This window comes from Caballeronia insecticola (genome assembly GCF_000402035.1).
In the GTDB taxonomy this organism is placed as follows: domain Bacteria; phylum Pseudomonadota; class Gammaproteobacteria; order Burkholderiales; family Burkholderiaceae; genus Caballeronia; species Caballeronia insecticola.
Genome location: NC_021287.1, coordinates 65,703 through 83,172, shown reverse-complemented (window position 1 = coordinate 83,172; position 17,470 = coordinate 65,703). Strand labels below are relative to the sequence as shown.

Annotated in this window: 12 protein-coding genes; 7 read left to right on the top strand and 5 right to left on the bottom strand. The window is 65.5% G+C overall.

Annotation, left to right across the window (positions count from 1 at the left end; genetic code table 11):
- Positions 1–25 precede the first annotated feature (25 nt).
- From BRPE64_RS00360 to BRPE64_RS00340, 5 genes are all read left to right on the top strand, one after another.
- Positions 26–1,099 (top strand): LacI family DNA-binding transcriptional regulator, encoded by a 1,074-nt coding sequence (locus BRPE64_RS00360; protein WP_016343995.1) that lies wholly within the window; start codon positions 26–28, stop codon positions 1,097–1,099.
- Positions 1,096–2,349, top strand: coding sequence for an AGE family epimerase/isomerase (locus BRPE64_RS00355; protein ID WP_016343994.1), 1,254 nt, complete (start codon positions 1,096–1,098; stop codon positions 2,347–2,349). Before BRPE64_RS00360 ends, BRPE64_RS00355 begins: the two co-directional genes overlap by 4 nt.
- Positions 2,350–2,354: 5 nt before the next feature.
- A complete protein-coding gene (locus BRPE64_RS00350) occupies positions 2,355–3,266 on the top strand; it encodes a carbohydrate kinase family protein (protein WP_016343993.1) in 912 nt (303 codons plus the stop codon).
- A 94-nt stretch (positions 3,267–3,360) separates the two neighbouring features.
- Complete coding sequence (locus BRPE64_RS00345; protein WP_016343992.1) at positions 3,361–3,582, top strand: hypothetical protein; 222 nt, start codon at positions 3,361–3,363, stop codon at positions 3,580–3,582.
- 63 nt (positions 3,583–3,645) lie between these two features.
- Positions 3,646–3,891, top strand: a complete 246-nt coding sequence (locus tag BRPE64_RS00340; protein ID WP_016343991.1) for a hypothetical protein — start codon at positions 3,646–3,648, stop codon at positions 3,889–3,891.
- A 16-nt stretch (positions 3,892–3,907) separates the two neighbouring features.
- Here the strand turns inward: BRPE64_RS00340 and BRPE64_RS00335 are convergent, their stop codons facing one another.
- A complete protein-coding gene (locus tag BRPE64_RS00335; protein WP_016343990.1) occupies positions 3,908–4,564 on the bottom strand; it encodes a glutathione S-transferase family protein in 657 nt (218 codons plus the stop codon).
- A 245-nt stretch (positions 4,565–4,809) separates the two neighbouring features.
- On the opposite strand from BRPE64_RS00335, the gene BRPE64_RS00330 reads away from it, so the two are divergent.
- Positions 4,810–8,394 (top strand): indolepyruvate ferredoxin oxidoreductase family protein, encoded by a 3,585-nt coding sequence (locus BRPE64_RS00330; RefSeq protein ID WP_016343988.1) that lies wholly within the window; start codon positions 4,810–4,812, stop codon positions 8,392–8,394.
- A gap of 22 nt (positions 8,395–8,416) precedes the next feature.
- On the opposite strand, the gene BRPE64_RS00325 is transcribed toward BRPE64_RS00330, so the two are convergent.
- Positions 8,417–9,733, bottom strand: coding sequence for a sensor domain-containing phosphodiesterase (locus BRPE64_RS00325; protein WP_016343987.1), 1,317 nt, complete (start codon positions 9,731–9,733; stop codon positions 8,417–8,419).
- A 419-nt stretch (positions 9,734–10,152) separates the two neighbouring features.
- Here BRPE64_RS00325 and BRPE64_RS00320 point away from each other — a divergent pair, with 419 nt between their 5' ends.
- Positions 10,153–11,820, top strand: a complete 1,668-nt coding sequence (locus BRPE64_RS00320) for a Na+/H+ antiporter (RefSeq protein WP_016343986.1) — start codon at positions 10,153–10,155, stop codon at positions 11,818–11,820.
- A gap of 59 nt (positions 11,821–11,879) precedes the next feature.
- Here the strand turns inward: BRPE64_RS00320 and BRPE64_RS00315 are convergent, their stop codons facing one another.
- The 3 genes from BRPE64_RS00315 to BRPE64_RS00305 form a co-directional block, all read right to left on the bottom strand.
- Positions 11,880–13,844 (bottom strand): YadA family autotransporter adhesin, encoded by a 1,965-nt coding sequence (locus BRPE64_RS00315; RefSeq protein WP_016343985.1) that lies wholly within the window; start codon positions 13,842–13,844, stop codon positions 11,880–11,882.
- A gap of 403 nt (positions 13,845–14,247) precedes the next feature.
- Positions 14,248–15,555, bottom strand: coding sequence for a solute carrier family 23 protein (locus BRPE64_RS00310; RefSeq protein ID WP_016343984.1), 1,308 nt, complete (start codon positions 15,553–15,555; stop codon positions 14,248–14,250).
- A gap of 150 nt (positions 15,556–15,705) precedes the next feature.
- Positions 15,706–17,265: a methyl-accepting chemotaxis protein gene (locus BRPE64_RS00305; protein WP_016343983.1), complete on the bottom strand. Its 1,560-nt coding sequence runs from the start codon at positions 17,263–17,265 to the stop codon at positions 15,706–15,708.
- Between the last annotated feature and the right edge of the window lie 205 nt (positions 17,266–17,470).

Sequence of the window (17,470 nt, the reverse complement as noted above, 5' to 3'; positions counted from 1 at the left end):
AAAGGCGGAGACAGAGAACACCACGATGGCCACCACCATTCGCGATGTCGCGCGTGCGGCAAGCGTCTCGATCGGGACGGTTTCGCGCGCGCTCAAGAATCAACCGGGATTGTCCGAAGCAACGCGCGTGCGTGTCGTCGAAGTCGCCCAGCAGCTCGGCTACGACTCCGGACAGTTGCGCACCCGCATCCGTCGCGTGACATTTCTGCTGCATCGGCAGCACAACAATTTCGCCGTCAGCCCGTTCTTTTCGCACGTGCTGAACGGCTTCGAAGAAGCGTGCCGCGAACGCCGGCTGGTGCCGTCGGTGCTGACCGCCGGCCCGACTCAGGATCTCGCGCAGCAAATGCGCCTGCATGCGCCCGATGCGATCGCGGTCGCGGGCTTCGTCGAACCGGAATTGCTTGCGCATCTGCATTCGCTCGCGCGCCCGACCGTGCTGATCGACCTGCGCGCGCCGGGCTTTCGCTCCGTCAACATCGACAACGTGAAAGGCGCGTCGCTCGCGATGCAGCATCTGTTCGCGTCCGGGCGGCGACGCGTCGCGTTCATCGGCGGGTCACTCGCGCATCACAGCATTGCGCAGCGGGCGCTCGGCTATCGGAAAGCGTATTTCGATGCCGGTCTGCTGTTCGATCCGACGCTCGAAATCATGACGCAGCCGGGCCTGCCCGCCGATCTCGCCGCCGCCGACGCCATGGAGCGGCTGATCGCCGACGCGCGCGCGCAATCCAGTCCGTTGCCCGACGCAGTTTTCGCCTATAACGATGCAGCGGCCCTCGCCGCGATGCGCGTCTGTTTCGCGCACGGTCTGCGCGTGCCGGAGGACGTCGCGTTCGTCGGCTTCGACGATATTCCGGCCGCCGCGCAGAGCACGCCGCCGCTCTCGACCGTAACCGTCGACAAGGAAGCGCTCGGGCGGCGCGGCGTCGAATTGCTGCTGGAAGATCAGGCGGGGCAAGCGGGTCACGCCGGCACGCCGGCTCAGGCCGACACGCTCGTTGCAGTCAACTTCATCGCGCGCGCGAGTTCGGGCGCGCGATCGGACACGAAGCTGGACGAAAAACGGGAAGAGAACCAGGACATCCGCACGCCATGAACATGACCGCCTCACCTGCCCTCGCGGAAGAAGCGCCAATGGAACGCGCGACCGATTTCCGCAGCCGCGACTTCCTGCTCTCGCACGTGCGCGACACGCTGGCGTTCTACGCGCCCAACGCGCGCGACCCGTCCGGCGGCTTCTTTCATTTCTTCAAGGACGACGGCCAGGTCTACGACCGCACCACGCGCCATCTCGTCAGCAGCACGCGCTTCGTCTTCAATTACGCGATGGCGTTCCGTCACTTCGGCGACGCCCGCTATCAGGACGACGCGCGCCACGCGTTCAAATTCCTGCGCGATGCGCACTGGGACGCAACGCTCGAAGGCTACGACTGGGAAATCGAGTGGCGCGACGGCCAGAAGCGCACGCTCGACGGCACGCGCCATTGCTACGGCCTGGCCTTCGTGCTGCTCGCCTGTGCGCACGCGTCGATGGCGGGCATCGACGAAGCGAAGCCGCTGATCGACGAAACCTTCGCGCTCCTCGAACGCCGCTTCTGGGACGCCGAAGCCGGCCTCTACGCCGACGAAGCCACGCCCGACTGGCAGCTTTCGGACTATCGCGGGCAGAACGCGAACATGCACGCCACCGAGGCGCTGCTCGCCGCGTACGAGGCAACGGGCCACGTCATCTATCTGGATCGCGCGTCGACGATCGCGGGCAACATCACGCTGCGGCAGGCGAAGCTGTCGAACGGGCTCGTCTGGGAACACTTCACGCGCGACTGGTCGGTCGACTGGCATTACAACGAATCGGACAGCTCGAATATCTTCCGTCCGTGGGGCTTTCAGCCGGGCCATCAGACCGAGTGGGCCAAGCTCCTGCTGATTCTGGAACGGCATCGCGCGTTGCCGTGGCTCGCGCCGCGCGCAATCGAACTGTTCGATGCGGGTTTCGGCCGTGCGTGGGACAGCCGTCACGGCGGCCTGTATTACGGCTTCGGCCCGGACGGCACCATCTGCGACCACGACAAATACTTCTGGGTGCAGGCGGAAAGCTTCGCGGCGGCGGCGCTGCTCGGCGCGCGCACGGGCCGCGAGCGCTTCTGGGATTGCTACGACGAACTCTGGCGCTATAGCTGGGCGCATTTCGTCGATCACGAATACGGCGCGTGGTATCGCATCCTCACGTGCGACAACCGCAAATACGGCGACGAGAAAAGTCCCGCCGGCAAGACCGATTACCACACGATGGGCGCATGCTACGAAGTGCTGAACGCGCTCGGCCCGATTTCGACTCCACGGTGACAAGCATGGCAAGCGAGCAAACCCACTTCCCCCAATTCGTCTCCGCCGGCGACATTCTCACCGACATGATCCGCACGGACGTGTCGAGCTGGCTTTCGCGGCCGGGCGGCGCGGGCTGGAACGTCGCGCGCGCGGTCGCGCGGCTCGGCCTGCCGACCGCCTGCGCGGGCTCGCTCGGCACCGACAATTTCTCCGACGACCTGTGGGAAGCGAGTGTCGCGTCCGGTCTCGACATGCGCTTCATGCAGCGCGTCGAGCGGCCGCCGCTGCTGGCGATCGTCCACAAGACGCAACCGCCGACCTATTACTTCATGGGCGAAAACGGCGCGGATCTCGCGTTCGATCCGTCGAAGCTGCCGCAAGGCTGGATGGAGCGGGTGAAGTGGGCGCATTTCGGCTGCATCAGCCTCGTGCGTCAGCCGCTCGGCGCCACGCTCGCGCGGCTGGCGGCGCAATTGCGCGAGCACGGCGTGAAGATCAGCTTCGATCCGAACTATCGCAATCTGATGGAACACGGCTACGAGCCGATCCTGCGCAACATGGCGGGGCTCGCCGATCTCATCAAGGTATCGGACGAAGACCTGCACATGCTCTTCAAGGGCATGCCCGAGGCGGACGCGCTCGCAACAGTGCGCGCGATGAATCCGCAAGCCACCGTGCTCGTCACGCGCGGTTCGGCGCAGGCATCTTTGTACGCCGGCGAGCAACGCTATGACGCGCGTCCGCCGAGCGTGGAAGTGGCGGATACCGTCGGCGCGGGCGATGCGTCCATCGGCGGATTGCTCTATAGCCTCATGGCGCGTCACGGCGACTGGTCGGATCATCTGAAGTTCGCGCTCGCGGCGGGCGCGGCGGCGTGCCGGCATTCGGGCGCGCATTCGCCGACGCTCGAAGAAGTCGAGGAGCTTCTGAAATAGCCGAACCCCGGCTGAAAACCTGCCGGAGCGCCGTCGTACGCATTACATATCAGCGTGCTAGCATGGTTTCGTCCTTGCCGGAGGCGAAGCCAACATGGAAGACACGATCTACACGAAAGGCATCTACACCGCGACGATCGGCGTACGCGCCATCGACGGCGATCAGTTCCAGGGGCTCGTCTCGCTGACACGCGACGACGGCGAAGATGCCGACGCGACACTCTACGAAGTCGAGGCCGCGTCGGGCAACGAGGAAGAAGCGCTCGAAGAAGCACGGGCGCTTGCGCACCGCATCCTCGGCGAAATCGAACTGTAGGCGGCCGCGCGGGCGTGCGGCGCGTTCGCGTCGCGGCGCCGAACGGCTGCATCGGAGGGCATCATGCCTGAGCAGATCTTCCTTTACGGCGTCTACGCGATCCACGTTCGGCCGGTCGAACTACAGGGCTCGCGCTGGGACGCCGAATACGAAATCCGGCATCACGACAAAGCGGTCCAGCCGTGGTCGACCGTCGGCGGCGACGACGGTCTCGCGGACAAAGCCGAAGCCATCGAACTGGCACATCAACGCGCCGTGTCGGATATCGAGGCCGGCGCGGGCATTCCGAAGCCGCGCACGTTCCCCTGATCCGGCATCTTCGCATTCACGATTGCGATTCTTCCGTGCCGTGCGCGACACCCGCGTGCGGCCTGAGCGCCAGCCGCTCCGCCTCACGATGATCGATTGCGGACGCGCGCTCGTAGCCCTCACGCGCGAGCGCCCGCTCGACATAATCGAACAGCACGCCCTGCGGCCCGACCAGCTTCGCCATGAACGCGATCTGCAACGTGCTCGCCGCGAGAATATCGGCGGCGGTGAATTGTTCGCCGAGCAGCCACGGCCCTTCCTCCAGCGCGCCTTCGATCGCGTGCTCGACGCGCGAGAGATCGCCCCAGCCGAAGCTCACCGTGTTGCCTCGCGCGCCGGTCATGCGCTCGGCCATCGCCGGTTCCAGGCATGAGCCGGTGAAAAACATCCATTGCAGAAAGCGGCCGCGCGCGGGATCGTCGAGCGGCACGCCCATGCCGGTTTCCGGATAGCGGTCTGCAAGATAGAGCAGCACTGCGCCCGACTCGGCCACGCGCACCACGCCGTCCTCCAGCGCGGGCAACTTCGACATCGGATTGACGCGGCAAAAATTCGGATCGTTCTGCGCGCCCGCGCGGATATTCACGAATTCGAGCCGGTACGGCACGCGCATTTCTTCGAGCATCCACAGCGCGCGAAAGGCGCGTGTCTTCGGCCAGTAGTAGAGCTTCATGGACGTAGGTTTCCCCGACAAATTCCCCGAGATTGAGGCATTCAGATTAGCCCCGATGCGTGCCCATTCCCGCTTCGGGTTTACGTGTAGCGACGCCGAATCGAGAAGATTTCTCTCCATCGACGCGAAAACGAGGCCGATGTTTGCCGATGCGCGTCAAATCCGGGCGACTGAGCAAAAACATTCCGCATTTGTCGGCAAAGAATGTTGCATTGCCTCACATACATAGAACGAGACGAGATTCCATGAACGCACGCGTCCCCGCCGATGCTTTTTCTCCGCCCGCGCTGTCGGACTACCAACTGAGCGACAACCTGAGCGCCACGACCGGCCGCATCTTTCTCACGGGCACGCAGGCGCTCGTGCGGCTCGTGCTGATGCAGCGCGAACTCGATCGCGCGGCGGGTCTCAACACGGCGGGTTTCGTCAGCGGCTATCGCGGTTCGCCGCTCGGCATGGTCGATCAGCAATTGTGGAAAGCGAAGAAACTGCTCGCGTCGCACGATGTGCGCTTTCTGCCCGCGATCAACGAGGAACTCGGCGGCACTGCCGTGCTGGGCACGCAGCGCGTGGAATCGGACTCGGAGCGCACCGTCGAGGGCGTCTTCGCGATGTGGTACGGCAAGGGTCCGGGCGTCGATCGCGCGGGCGATGCGCTCAAGCACGGCAACGCCTACGGTTCGTCGCCGCATGGCGGCGTGCTGGTGGTCGCGGGCGATGACCACGGCTGCGTGTCGTCGTCGATGCCGCATCAGAGCGACCAGACGATGATCTCGTGGCACATGCCGGTGGTGAATCCGTCGAACGTCGCGGACATGCTGGAGTTCGGCGTCTACGGCTGGGCGCTGTCGCGTTTTTCGGGCGCGTGGGTCGGCTTCAAGGCGATTTCCGAGACCGTCGAATCCGGCTCGACCGTCGATCTCGACGCCATCCGCACCGACTGGCGCGCGCCCGAAGACTTCACGCCGCCGCCGGGCGGCCTGCACAACCGCTGGCCCGATCTCCCGAGCCTGACTATCGAGGCGCGCCTCGCCGCGAAGCTCGACGCCGTGCGCCATTTCGCGCGCGCGAACAGCATCGACAAATGGATCGCGCCGAGCCCGCGCGCGAACGTGGGCATCGTGACCTGCGGCAAGGCGCATCTCGATCTGATGGAAGCGCTGCGCCGGCTCGACCTCACCGTCGACGATCTCGATGCCGCCGGCGTGCGCATCTACAAGGTCGGGCTGTCGTATCCGCTGGAAACGACGCGGCTCGACACTTTCGTCGAAGGCCTGAGCGAAGTGCTCGTGATCGAGGAGAAAGGGCCGGTCGTCGAGCAGCAGATCAAGGAGCATCTGTACAACCGTGTGGATGGCGCGCGCCCGGTCGTGATCGGCAAGAACGCGCGCGACGGCGCGGCGCTGCTGTCGGCGCTCGGCGAACTGAGGCCTTCGCGCGTGCTGCCGGTGTTCGCGGACTGGCTCGCGCGTCACAAGCCTGCGCTCGATCGCCGCGACAAGGTGGTCGATCTGGTTGCGCCGCACATTCTTTCGAATGTCGCCGATGCCGTGAAGCGCACGCCCTACTTCTGCTCGGGCTGTCCGCACAACACGTCGACGAAAGTGCCGGAAGGATCGGTCGCGCAGGCGGGCATCGGCTGTCACTTCATGGCGTCGTGGATGGAGCGCGACACCACCGGGCTGATCCAGATGGGCGGCGAAGGCGTCGACTGGGCCTCGCACTCGATGTTCACCAAGACGCCGCACGTCTTCCAGAATCTCGGCGACGGCACGTATTTCCATTCCGGCATTCTCGCGATCCGTCAGGCCGTGGCCGCGAAGGCCAACATCACGTACAAGATTCTCTACAACGATGCGGTCGCGATGACAGGCGGCCAGCCGGTCGACGGCAGCATCTCCGTGCCGCAGATCGCGCGGCAGGTGGAGGCGGAAGGCATTGCGCTGTTGGTTGTCGTCAGCGACGAGCCGGAGAAATACATCGGCCACGAAGATCAATTTCCGCGCGGCACGACGTTCCATCATCGCGGCGAGCTGGATGACGTGCAGCGCCGTCTGCGCGACACGCCGGGCGTGACCGTGCTCATCTACGATCAGACGTGCGCCGCCGAGAAGCGCCGCCGCCGCAAAAAAGGCGAGTTTCCCGATCCGGACAAGCGTCTGTTCATCAACGAAGCCGTGTGCGAAGGCTGCGGCGATTGCGGCGTGCAGTCGAATTGTCTGTCGGTCGAGCCGGTCGAAACCGAACTCGGGCGCAAGCGGCGCATCGATCAGTCGTCGTGCAACAAGGATTATTCGTGCGTGAACGGCTTCTGCCCGAGCTTCGTCACGCTCGAAGGCGCGAAGCTGAAGAAAGCCGCGGGCCACGCATTCGATCCGGCCGAACTCGCGCGCCGCGTCGATGCCTTGCCGCTGCCGGCCGGCCATCTCGATCAGGCGCCGTACGACATTCTCGTGACGGGCGTCGGCGGCACGGGCGTCGTGACGGTGGGCGCGCTCATCAGCATGGCGGCGCATCTGGAAGGCAAGAGCGCGTCGGTGCTCGATTTCATGGGCTTCGCGCAGAAAGGCGGCTCGGTGCTGTCGTTCGTGCGCTTCGCCGCGACGGATGCGCTGCTGAATCAGGTGCGCATCGACACGCAACAGGCCGATCTGCTGCTCGCGTGCGACATGGTCGTCGGCGCGAGTCCGGAAGCGTTGCAGACGGTGCGGCACGATCGCACGAAGATCGTCGTGAACACGCACGCGATTCCGAACGCGAGCTTCGTGCAGAACCCCGAAGCGAATCTTCATGCCGATGCGCTGCTCGACAAGATGCGCCACGCAGCCGGCCCCGATGCCCACGACGCAATGCGCCACTGCGACGCGCAAGCACTCGCGACGCGCTTTCTCGGCGACACCATCGGCGCGAACATTCTGATGCTCGGCTTTGCGTGGCAACTCGGGCTCGTGCCGCTGTCGCTGGCGGCGCTGATGCGCGCCATCGAACTGAACAACGTCGCGGTGACGGCGAACAAACTGGCATTCGCGATCGGCCGTCTGGCTGCAGCCGACATGTCGGCGCTCGATGCGCTGAGCGCGCAGGCGAAAGCGCTGGCCAAGCGCGTCACGCTTGCGCATATGTCGCTGCCCGAGCTGATCCGCGATCGCGAGGAACGGCTGCTTGCGTACGGCGGCGCGAAGTATGTCGAGCGTTATCGCAAGCTGGTGAATGCGGCGGCCGGGCATGAAGCCATCGCGCGCGGCATCGCGATCTCGTTCTACAAGCTGCTCGCCGTGAAGGACGAATACGAAGTCGCGCGCCTGCATGCGGACCCGGCGTTTCGCGCGGCGCTTGCCGCTCAGTTCGAAGGCACGGCGGGCGAAAGTTATGCGGTGAAGTTCAATCTCGCACCGCCCGCGCTCACGCATTCGACAAACGGCGGCGTGCCGAAGAAGAAGGTGTTCGGCCAATGGATGTGGCCGGTGTTCGGCGGTCTCGCGAAATTCCGTGCGCTGCGCGGCAGTGCGCTCGATGTCTTCGGCAAGACGCTCGAACGCCGCATGGAACGCCAACTTGCCGACGACTTCGAAATCACCCTGACGCGTGCGCTGGCGAAACTCGACGCCGACAACGCCCGCGACGTAGAGACGCTAGCCGCGCTGTTCGAGCGCGTGCGCGGCTACGGCCACGTGAAGCTCGCGAACGTCGCGATGGTCAAGCGCAGCGAGCGCGATCTTGCGGCGCGCATCGGCATCGAGGCGGCGACGGGCGACGCGGTCCGCGCCGCCATCGACACGATGAAAGGCGCGGCATCGCTGAAGGGCATTCCGGTCGTCGCCGTGAAATAAGCCGCGCGCTTGCTCGGCGACGTCACTCGGCGTCGTCGGGCAGCCAGTCGATGTCGCCGCACAGCACGCAGCGCTTGCCTCCCGAGCGCGTCTCCACCGACAGCGTGACGCACGGCATCGCCTCGTTGATCGACAGATACGGTTTGGTCACATGCACGCGTTCCGGGTCGCCGAGCGCCGCGCGGAAGTACGGGCGGCGCAGCCAGTTCGCGCCCTGCGCGTCGATGAGCGGCAGAAAGCGCGCCTCGTGCGCGGCGCGGTCCGCGCGCAGCACGACATTGCGGCCCGCCTGCTTGCCGTTCTGATCGAGCAGGAAGCAGCGCGCGGCGTTGTCGAGCGCGAGGAAATTCCAGCACACTTCTTCGAGCGGCTCGCCCGCCGCGAGCCGTTCGGCGGCCCGCTCGAACGCGCGCAGATACGGCTGCAGGCGCGTGGCGACGCGCCGCTCGCGCGCCTCGGTCTGCAGACGATAACGCTCGGTCAGCTCGCCGATGATCGTCTGCGCATGCACGCTGTCCGCCGGTCCCGGATGCGGCCGCGCAAAGAAAAATCCCTGCACGAAGTCCGCGCCGCTCGCGAGCGCGAGTTGCGCTTCGTGCTCGGTCTCGACGCCTTCGATCAGCACGAGCTTGCCCGCCTCGTGCAGCAGCGACACGATCCCCGACAGCACCGCCTCCATGTTCTGCCGCTGCTTGCGCGTACGCGGCGAGAGCGGCGCATGCACGTTCTGTCCGGCGTGCGAGAGCATCACGCGATCCAGTTTGACGATATCCGGATCGAGCTGCCAGATACGCTCGATGTTCGTATGCCCCGCGCCGAAGTCGTCGAGCGCAATGAGAAAGCCCTGCTCGCGGAATTGCTGCACGGCGAGCGCGAGCCGCTCGACGTCGTCGGCGCTTTGCTCCAGCACTTCCAGCACGATGCGGCGCGGCTCGATATGCAGGCGCTTGAGATTCGCCATCAGCGCGGCCGCGTGATACGGCTCGGTCAGCGCGCCCGGATGCACGTTGAGAAACAGCCATTCGGTCTGCGCGCCGAGCATCTTGAAATTTTCGAGATGCAGCGCCTGCGCGAGCCGGTCGATCTGCAACGCCTCGCCCAGGCGCGACGCCTGCCCGAACACGTCGAGCGGCGACACCGGCCGGTCGAGCGCATCGTGCGCGCGCAACAGCCCCTCGTAGCCGACCGCCCGCATATGCGAGAGGCTGAACACCGGCTGAAACACGCTCGATAACGTCAGCTCGCCGTGTTCGACCGAATAGCGCTCGAGTCCCGACATCACGCCGAGCTCGAAGCTGCGCGTGGTCACCGTCGCTTTCTCGGGATTTGCGATCACCATGTCGATGTCCTCGCCTGTGAGCCCGGGCGATGCGCCACCGACCTGCGCGTGCGTTGCGTCGTCACTGCCACCGGACCCGCGGCGGATCCGCCCCAAACCATTTTCATAGAACAGCCCTCGATGATCTCGTCGGGAGTCTGAACGTCCCGTGGCTTTCGTTTAAGCAAGCTCCATGCGCACGGCGAGGCGCGCAGCGACGCGATTCGTCGGCCTTTTGCCCGCGACATGCACCGTCGGCAGGCGATTTCACGTGCACGCGCACCGTTGCGGTGCGAAATCGGCGGACGACGTCCGTCGGGCAACGGCGCGGCACGGGACGCTGACCGCTTCGCCGGCACGGGCTACACTTTCCGCTCATCGAAACAATCGTAGACGCCGCGCGCGCCGGACGCCCGCGTGCGTCGTGCTATAGCGCACACATGGAAATCGTTTTTACCGTTCTCATTCTGCTGCTCGCGGTGGCACTCTCCGGACTCGGCGTGAGCCTGCTGCCGGTGAAGCTGCCGCTGCCGCTTATCCAGATCGCGATCGGCGCGCTGCTGGCGTGGCCGCGCCTCGGTCTGCACGTCACCTTCGATCCCGAACTTTTCATGCTGCTGTTCATCCCGCCGCTGCTGTTCGCGGACGGCTGGCGCATTCCGAAGCGCGAGCTGTACATGCAGCGCCGCGCGATCCTGATGCTCGCGCTCGGGCTCGTGTTCATCACGGTCGGCGTGCTCGGCTTTTTTCTGCACGCGATGATTCCGTCGATGCCGCTGCCCGTCGCGTTCGCGCTCGCCGCCGTGCTCTCGCCGACCGATGCCGTCGCGCTCACGGGCATCGCGGGGCGCAATCGCATTCCGGCGAACCTGATGCACGTCCTCGAAGGCGAAGCGCTGATGAACGACGCGTCGGGCCTCGTCGCGCTGAAATTCGCGATCGCGGCCGCGCTGACGGGCGTGTTCTCGCTGCGCGACGCCACCGTCAGCTTTTTCATCATCGCGGCGGGCGGGATCGCGATCGGCGCGGTGATCAGTTGGGCCGTGACCGAAATTCCGTCGCGCCTGCTGAAATTCTCCGAAGACGACGACCCGGCCGCCGGCGTGATCCTGACGATCCTGATTCCGTTCGCGGCCTATGTCGTCGCCGAGCACACGGGCTGCTCCGGCATTCTGGCGGCCGTGTCGGCGGGCATGGTGATGAACATCCAGAGCCTGCGCGACAGCGTTCCGAGCGCGGTGCGCGTGCGCATGACGAGCACGTGGACGATGATCGAGTTCGTCTTCAACGGCATGGTGTTCATCCTGCTCGGGCTGCAGTTTCCACACATCATCGGGCAGGCGCTGATCGAGGCGCATCACGACGGCAACGCGCAAGTCGGGCTGCTGCTCGGCTACGTGTTCGCGACGCTGGTCGCGCTCTACGCGCTGCGCTTCGTGTGGGTGTATTCGCTGCGCTGGGTCGCCGCGCGCAGAACGGCCAAGCAGGGCCTCGACAGCGCCGCGCCCGGCGTGCGCACGCTCGCGCTGACCACCATTGCCGGCGTGCGCGGCGCGGTAACGCTCGCGGGCGTCTTGTCGCTGCCGGTGGCGCTGGAGAACGGCACGCCGCTCGCCGGGCGCGATCTGGCGATCTTCATTGCGTCGGCGGTGATTCTGGTGTCGCTGCTGATCGCGGTCGTTGGCCTGCCGCTGATGCTGCGCGGCGTCGCGCGGGAGCGCAATCCGCACGCGGCCGAGGAACGCATGGCGCGTCGCAGCGCGGCGCAGGCGGCGATCCGCGCGATCGACGACACGCACGACGAACTCATTGAGCAAATGGACGAAGCCGCGTCCGCCCGCTGCGCCGATTCCACCGCGCGCGTGATGAGCCTGTACCGGCGCCGCCTCGAACAACTGGGCGACGAAGAAGCGCCGCGCGTGGCGGCCAGAAAAAGCGAGCTGATGGAAACGCGCCTCAAGATGGCCGCGCTGCGCGCCGAACGCACGGAACTGCTGAGACTGCGCTACGCCCAGGCGATCAACGACGAGACCTTGAGCAAGCTGATGCGGGAAATCGATCTTTCGGAGACGGCGATCGTCAACCGCAAGCGCGGCACGGCCAGTTGAAAGCGGCGGCGGGCGCACCGGTTCAGGATGCGCCCGCCTTGGAGCAGATCACGCCACGATCAGTTGAAGGTGTGCGTCACGCCGACCGCGCCGCCGAAATCCGGCGACGACAACGTCGGCGACATGGTGATGCCGCCGTTCACGCGCCACGTGCCATCGTTCGACGTACCGCCGATGCCGATCGCGAGACCCATCTGATTGTGATAGACGCCGGTCGCGGCCCCGGCCGAGATCTTGCCGGGACGATCGTCGTAACGCAGCGCGGCAATGGCGATGGCAGCCGCAGTTCCGCCGTACGACTTCTTCAGGTTGTCGTTCACTTGTTGCTGGACGTTGTTCACCTGATTCTGCATGTTGCCGAGACCGGCGTTCAGTTGATTCAGGTTGACCGCGTCCGTGCCGTTGACGGCGGGCGCAACGTTCGTCACGCGGCGTTCGTTGCCCACGGAACCCACCGACACCGTGTTCGCCTGATTCGCCACCGAGTTCGCGCCGAGCGCGATCGAATTGTCCGCGTTCGCGCCCGCGCCATTGCCGATCGCCGTGCTCGACGCGCCCGATGCGACGCTGCCGCCACCGACTGCCGTGCTAGACGTACCCGATGCCGTGCTGCCGCTGCCGACAGCGAGCGCGTTGGAACCGCTGGCGGCCGGTGCGACGTAAGTCACCGGATTGTTGGCGACGTAGGTCGGACCGGAAGGCGGCAGCACGTTGATCACCACGCCGCCGATGGCCGCCTTGAGTTGAGCGACGTTCACCGCATCCGTGCCGGCCACGCCCGTCGCGACGTTGTGCAGCGTCACCGGCGCGCTCGCGTTCGGGCCGACCAGCGTCACGTCGTTCGATACCGGCTGGCCTGCCGCGCCGAGTCCGGTCGTGGGCGCGGCGGAGGTCGAGTACTGCAACGGCGCGTTGTTCTGCAGCGCCTCGACCGTGCTGGCTACGCCGGTATACGACTGGCCATACACGCCGTAGACCGGCGCGCTTATCTGTCCGCTTGCCGGATCGAAGGTCGCCCCGCCGCCCAGCGCGCTCGCCACGCTGCCGCCGAACGTGTTGACCTTCTGGTCTTCGGCCGCGAGCGCAAGATTCGTCGCGTTCAGTTGGGAGCCGTTCACGGCGTCGGTGCTGGTTGCGTCGATCCGGCCGGCGGCGACGTTGGTCAGCGTGCGCTCCGCGCCGGCAGCGCCGATGCTGACCGTGCTGGTCGGATTGACGCCCTGGAACGCGTAGGTCGTGCCGTTGATGGTCACCGACGACGTGCCGACTGCCGCCGCCGTCACGCTGTTGGAACCGAGGGCGACGTCGTTGGCGTTGAGTGCCTGCGCGTTCTTGCCGAAGGCGAGCGCGCTGTCGCCTGAAGCTGCAGCCGTATTGCCGAATGCAAGCGCGGATTGTCCGGACGCCGCGGCGCTTGTGCCGAAAGCGAGCGCGTTGTCGGCCGAGGCGGCCGCGCCGGTTCCGAACGCAAACGAATTGTTGCCGGATGCGACCGACCGAGCCCCGAATGCCAGTGCGTACTGTCCCGATGCCTGAGCACCCGCGGTCTTGTCGGCACCGAATGCGAGTGAGCCGTAGCCCGTCGCGTGCGAACCTGAACCGATCGATACGGCGTAATCGCCGAGCGCCGACGTGGCGTTCGTGAACGGGTTGCCGCCAATGGCGATTGCATTCGTGCCTGTCGCGACCGCCTGGTCACCGATTGCTACCTGCGAGCCCGCGCCGCTCGCATTGGTGGTGGCCCCGATCGCAACCGGCGAGGATCCCGTGAGCGCCGTCGAGTCGGCATTCGCAAGATAGCCAATGGCAACACCGGCGCCCGGCCGGCCTCCGACAACATTATTCGAATGCGAGCCGAAGTCCAGCGTTATCGTGGCAAAGGCGCTACTCGTGAAGGCCAGCCCCGTCAGCGAAAGGGAGATCGCCGCCAGAATTCGCGACAGTTTCGTCCGTTGCGACGAACGGATTGGCGCAATCGCTCCGGCAAGACGCGGCGTCCGGTGCTCAGATGTTGTCTTGATCATCAATTTAGCGCTCCTAAATGTGCCGACAGGCACGTTCTCAACGATGCGGTGATGGGTGCGGTGGCAAAAAAAAGCCACGCACGTCACCGCTTAAAACTTACTTAGCAATACTGATTTAATCAGCAAATCAAGCAATACCGCTGATGAAAGCCAGAGAACTAGGACGTTGGTGTCTGAGATTCGGCGCCGCGTCTCTATAAATTGGGAATCTATCGAGGAGTGATTAGGCACGACATCAGACGGTTCCTATACGCGAATGCACAGGAAAGTCCGTGGTGACGCTTCGTCGCAAGGGGCGATGAAGTGAGTCGTCGAATGCGGGGAGGGAGGGAAAGAGGAGGCTTTGAAGCGAAGGTCACGCGGGCACATCCGCCCGCGTGACGATAAGAAGCGGGTAACTCAGTCAGACTACGCCAGATCCACGTCGCCGCAAGAGCGCGTAAAAAATGATCGCGCCGAAGGTCGCTGTCCCGATGCCGCCGAGCGCGAAACCGCCGAGCTTGAGCGTGAAGTCACCCGTGCCGAGCACGAGCGTCACCGCCGCGACGATCAGATTGCGGTTATCCGAAAAATCCACCTTGTTGACGACCCAGATGCGCGCGCCCGTCACCGCGATCAAGCCGAACACGACGATCGACACGCCGCCGAGCACCGGCCCCGGAATGGTCTGGATGAGCGCGCCGAACTTCGGCGAAAAGCCCAGCACGATCGCGAACAGCGCGGCGATCACGAACACGAGCGTCGAATAAATCTTGGTGACGGCCATCACGCCGATGTTCTCGGCGTAAGTTGTCACGCCCGTGCCGCCCGCGAAGCCGGATACGATGGTCGCGAGCCCGTCGCCGATGAACGCGCGGCCGATGTACGGGTCGAGGCTCTTGCCGGTCATTGCACCGACCGCCTTGATGTGCCCGAGATTCTCCGCCACGAGAATGATCGCGATGGGCGCGAGCAGCGTCATCGCCGGGGCTTCGAACACGGGCGCCGTGAAGTGCGGCATGCCGAACCACGCGGCATTCGCGACGATCGCGAAATCGATCGGCTTGCCCATGCCCGCGCCGTTGGTCAACGCGGCGTAGATGAGGTAGGCCATCGCCAGCCCGATCAGGATCAAAAGCCGCTGCGCCATGCCGCGCGCGAACACCGCGACCGCGCCCACGCCCACGCACAATACCGTGACCAGCGCCATCCACGACTCGAAGCTGCTGCCCATCACGCCCTTGACGGCGATAGGCGCGAGATTCAGCCCGATCACGCAGACGATCGCGCCGGTGACGACCGGCGGCATCAGCGCTTCGATCCACTTCGTGCCGACCGCCGTGACGATCAGCCCGATGATCATGTACGCCACGCCGCACGCAATAATCCCGCCCAGCGCCACCGGAATGTTCATGTTCGGACCGTGGCCGCCGTAGCCCGTCACCGCAATGACGAGACCGATAAACGCAAAACTCGAACCGAGATAGCTCGGCACGCGCCCGCCGACGAGCACGAAGAACAGCAGCGTGCCGACGCCCGACATGAAAATGCACAGATTGGGATCGAAGCCCATCAGCAGCGGCGCGAGCACGGTCGAGCCGAACATCGCGACGACGTGCTGGATGCCCATCGCGATCATCTGCGGCCAGGCGAGTCGCTCGTCGGGCGCGACGACGCGTCCCTCCGCGGCATCCGGCTGGACGGGCCAGCGCGGGAAATAAGAATCGGACATGGGCGGGCCTCCTTCGCGGCGGTGACGCGCCGTCCGCACGGCGCGCGTGATGAAAAATCAGGCGCGAGTGTACGGAGCGGGCTGCCGGGTGGCAAGCGAACCGATATTACGGCTGTTTTGCCCTCCCGCGCCCGCGCCGTGTCAAGCCGGTCAGACGGCGTGCGCGAGTTCGAAGACCGCGACCGCGCTCTTCAGTTGCTCGGCCTGATCGGCCATCGCGCCCGCGGCGGCGGCGGCCTGCTCGACGAGCGCCGCATTCTGCTGCGTCACCTGATCCATCTGCGCGACGGCGCGGTTCACCTGTTCGATGCCCGCGCTCTGCTCGTGCGACGCCGACGAAATCTGCGTCACGATATCGGTCACGCGCTGTACGGCGTGCGTGACTTCGGCCATCGTCGTGCCGGCGCGTTCGGCGAGCGCCGCGCCGCTGTCGACGCGCGTCGTCGAGGCTTCGATCAGCTCCTTGATTTCCTTCGCCGACATCGCGCTGCGCTGCGCGAGCGAGCGCACTTCGCCCGCGACGACCGCGAAACCGCGGCCCTCCTCGCCCGCGCGCGCCGCTTCGACGGCGGCGTTGAGCGCCAGAATGTTCGTCTGGAACGCGATGCCCTCGATCACGCCGATGATGTCCGTCATGCGCTTGGAGCCCGCCGCCAGTTCGCGCATGTTGTCGACCACTTCGCCGACAAGCTCGCTGCCGCGCGCCGACACATCCGACGCGCCGCGCGCAAGTCCGCTGGCTTCGTCGGCGTTGCTGGCGTTCTGGCGCACGGTCTGCGTGAGCTGCTCAATGCTCGACGCTGTTTCTTCCAGCGACGCCGCCTGCTCCTCGGTGCGCTGCGACAGATCCGTGTTGCCCTGCGCGATTTCGCGCGACGCATACAGGATCGATTCGCTCGACTGCCGGATGCCGCCGACGATATCCGCGAGTTTCGTGCTCATGTTGCCGAGGCTTGCGAGCATGCTGCTGTCGTCGCCGGGACGGGTGGCCACGCGCGCCGTCAGATCGCCGCGCGCGATGCGATCGGCGATATCGGCCGCGTACGCCGGCTCGCCGCCCAACTGCGCGGACAGACGCCGGCCGATCAGCACCGCGAGCAGCGCGCCCGCGACCATCGCGCCGAAGACGAGTGCGAGCATGACGACGCGCATCGTTTCATATTCCGATGCCGCGTAGTGGCGCGCATCGGTCGCGCGTTTGCGTTTGAACTCGGCGAGACGTTCGAGCGCGTCGCGCGCCTTCTCGCTTGCGGCGATCGCGCGCGAGATGAGGCCCATCTGGTCGACATCGATCGGCATCGGCTTTTTGCCCATCTGCATCAGCACGATGTTCTCCCACGCCGCAACCGATGTGCTCGCCGCATCGAAAAGCGCGAGTCCTTCGGCCGATTTTATGGTCGGGCGCATGCGCTCGAACGCGCGGTGCATGCTGTCGAGCGAGCGCGCCATGTCTTCCTTGAGCTTCGCGCGGCCGGTGTCGTCGGCGAAGGTCAGGTTGGCGGCCGCGAGATCGGTGTTGAGTTTGTGCTTGTTGACTTCCTCGACCCAATAGACGCCTTCCATATGACGGTCGCTGATCTCCTCGATCAGGCCATTCATCTTCGCGAGCGAAAACACGCCGGTGGCGCCCACGCATGCGGTAAACAGGATCACCACCGCGAAAGACAGCAACAGCTTGCTGAGCACGGACAGGCGGTCAAACCATTTCATCGATGTCTCCTCTGCCGACCAGAACGGCGTCTGAGCGTCCGGCTCTGGTCGCGCACCCCGCAGACGGCGCCCGCGGACGGCGCAGCGCGAACCTGCTTCGCGCACAGTGTGGCTTTACGGCGTTCGGCCGATTTTTCTTGAGCGCGTATGAAGGAGATAACGCCGGCTGGATGGAAACCCGATTTTCGCGAAAGCCTCCCGAAAG

Coding starts and splice junctions, on each gene's coding strand:
- BRPE64_RS00360 (WP_016343995.1), top strand. CDS start 26: ATGGCCACCACCATTCGCGATGTCGCGCGTGCGGCAAGCGTCTCGATC.
- BRPE64_RS00355 (WP_016343994.1), top strand. CDS start 1,096: ATGAACATGACCGCCTCACCTGCCCTCGCGGAAGAAGCGCCAATGGAA.
- BRPE64_RS00350 (WP_016343993.1), top strand. CDS start 2,355: ATGGCAAGCGAGCAAACCCACTTCCCCCAATTCGTCTCCGCCGGCGAC.
- BRPE64_RS00345 (WP_016343992.1), top strand. CDS start 3,361: ATGGAAGACACGATCTACACGAAAGGCATCTACACCGCGACGATCGGC.
- BRPE64_RS00340 (WP_016343991.1), top strand. CDS start 3,646: ATGCCTGAGCAGATCTTCCTTTACGGCGTCTACGCGATCCACGTTCGG.
- BRPE64_RS00335 (WP_016343990.1), bottom strand. CDS start 4,564: ATGAAGCTCTACTACTGGCCGAAGACACGCGCCTTTCGCGCGCTGTGG.
- BRPE64_RS00330 (WP_016343988.1), top strand. CDS start 4,810: ATGAACGCACGCGTCCCCGCCGATGCTTTTTCTCCGCCCGCGCTGTCG.
- BRPE64_RS00325 (WP_016343987.1), bottom strand. CDS start 9,733: ATGGTGATCGCAAATCCCGAGAAAGCGACGGTGACCACGCGCAGCTTC.
- BRPE64_RS00320 (WP_016343986.1), top strand. CDS start 10,153: ATGGAAATCGTTTTTACCGTTCTCATTCTGCTGCTCGCGGTGGCACTC.
- BRPE64_RS00315 (WP_016343985.1), bottom strand. CDS start 13,844: ATGATCAAGACAACATCTGAGCACCGGACGCCGCGTCTTGCCGGAGCG.
- BRPE64_RS00310 (WP_016343984.1), bottom strand. CDS start 15,555: ATGTCCGATTCTTATTTCCCGCGCTGGCCCGTCCAGCCGGATGCCGCG.
- BRPE64_RS00305 (WP_016343983.1), bottom strand. CDS start 17,265: ATGAAATGGTTTGACCGCCTGTCCGTGCTCAGCAAGCTGTTGCTGTCT.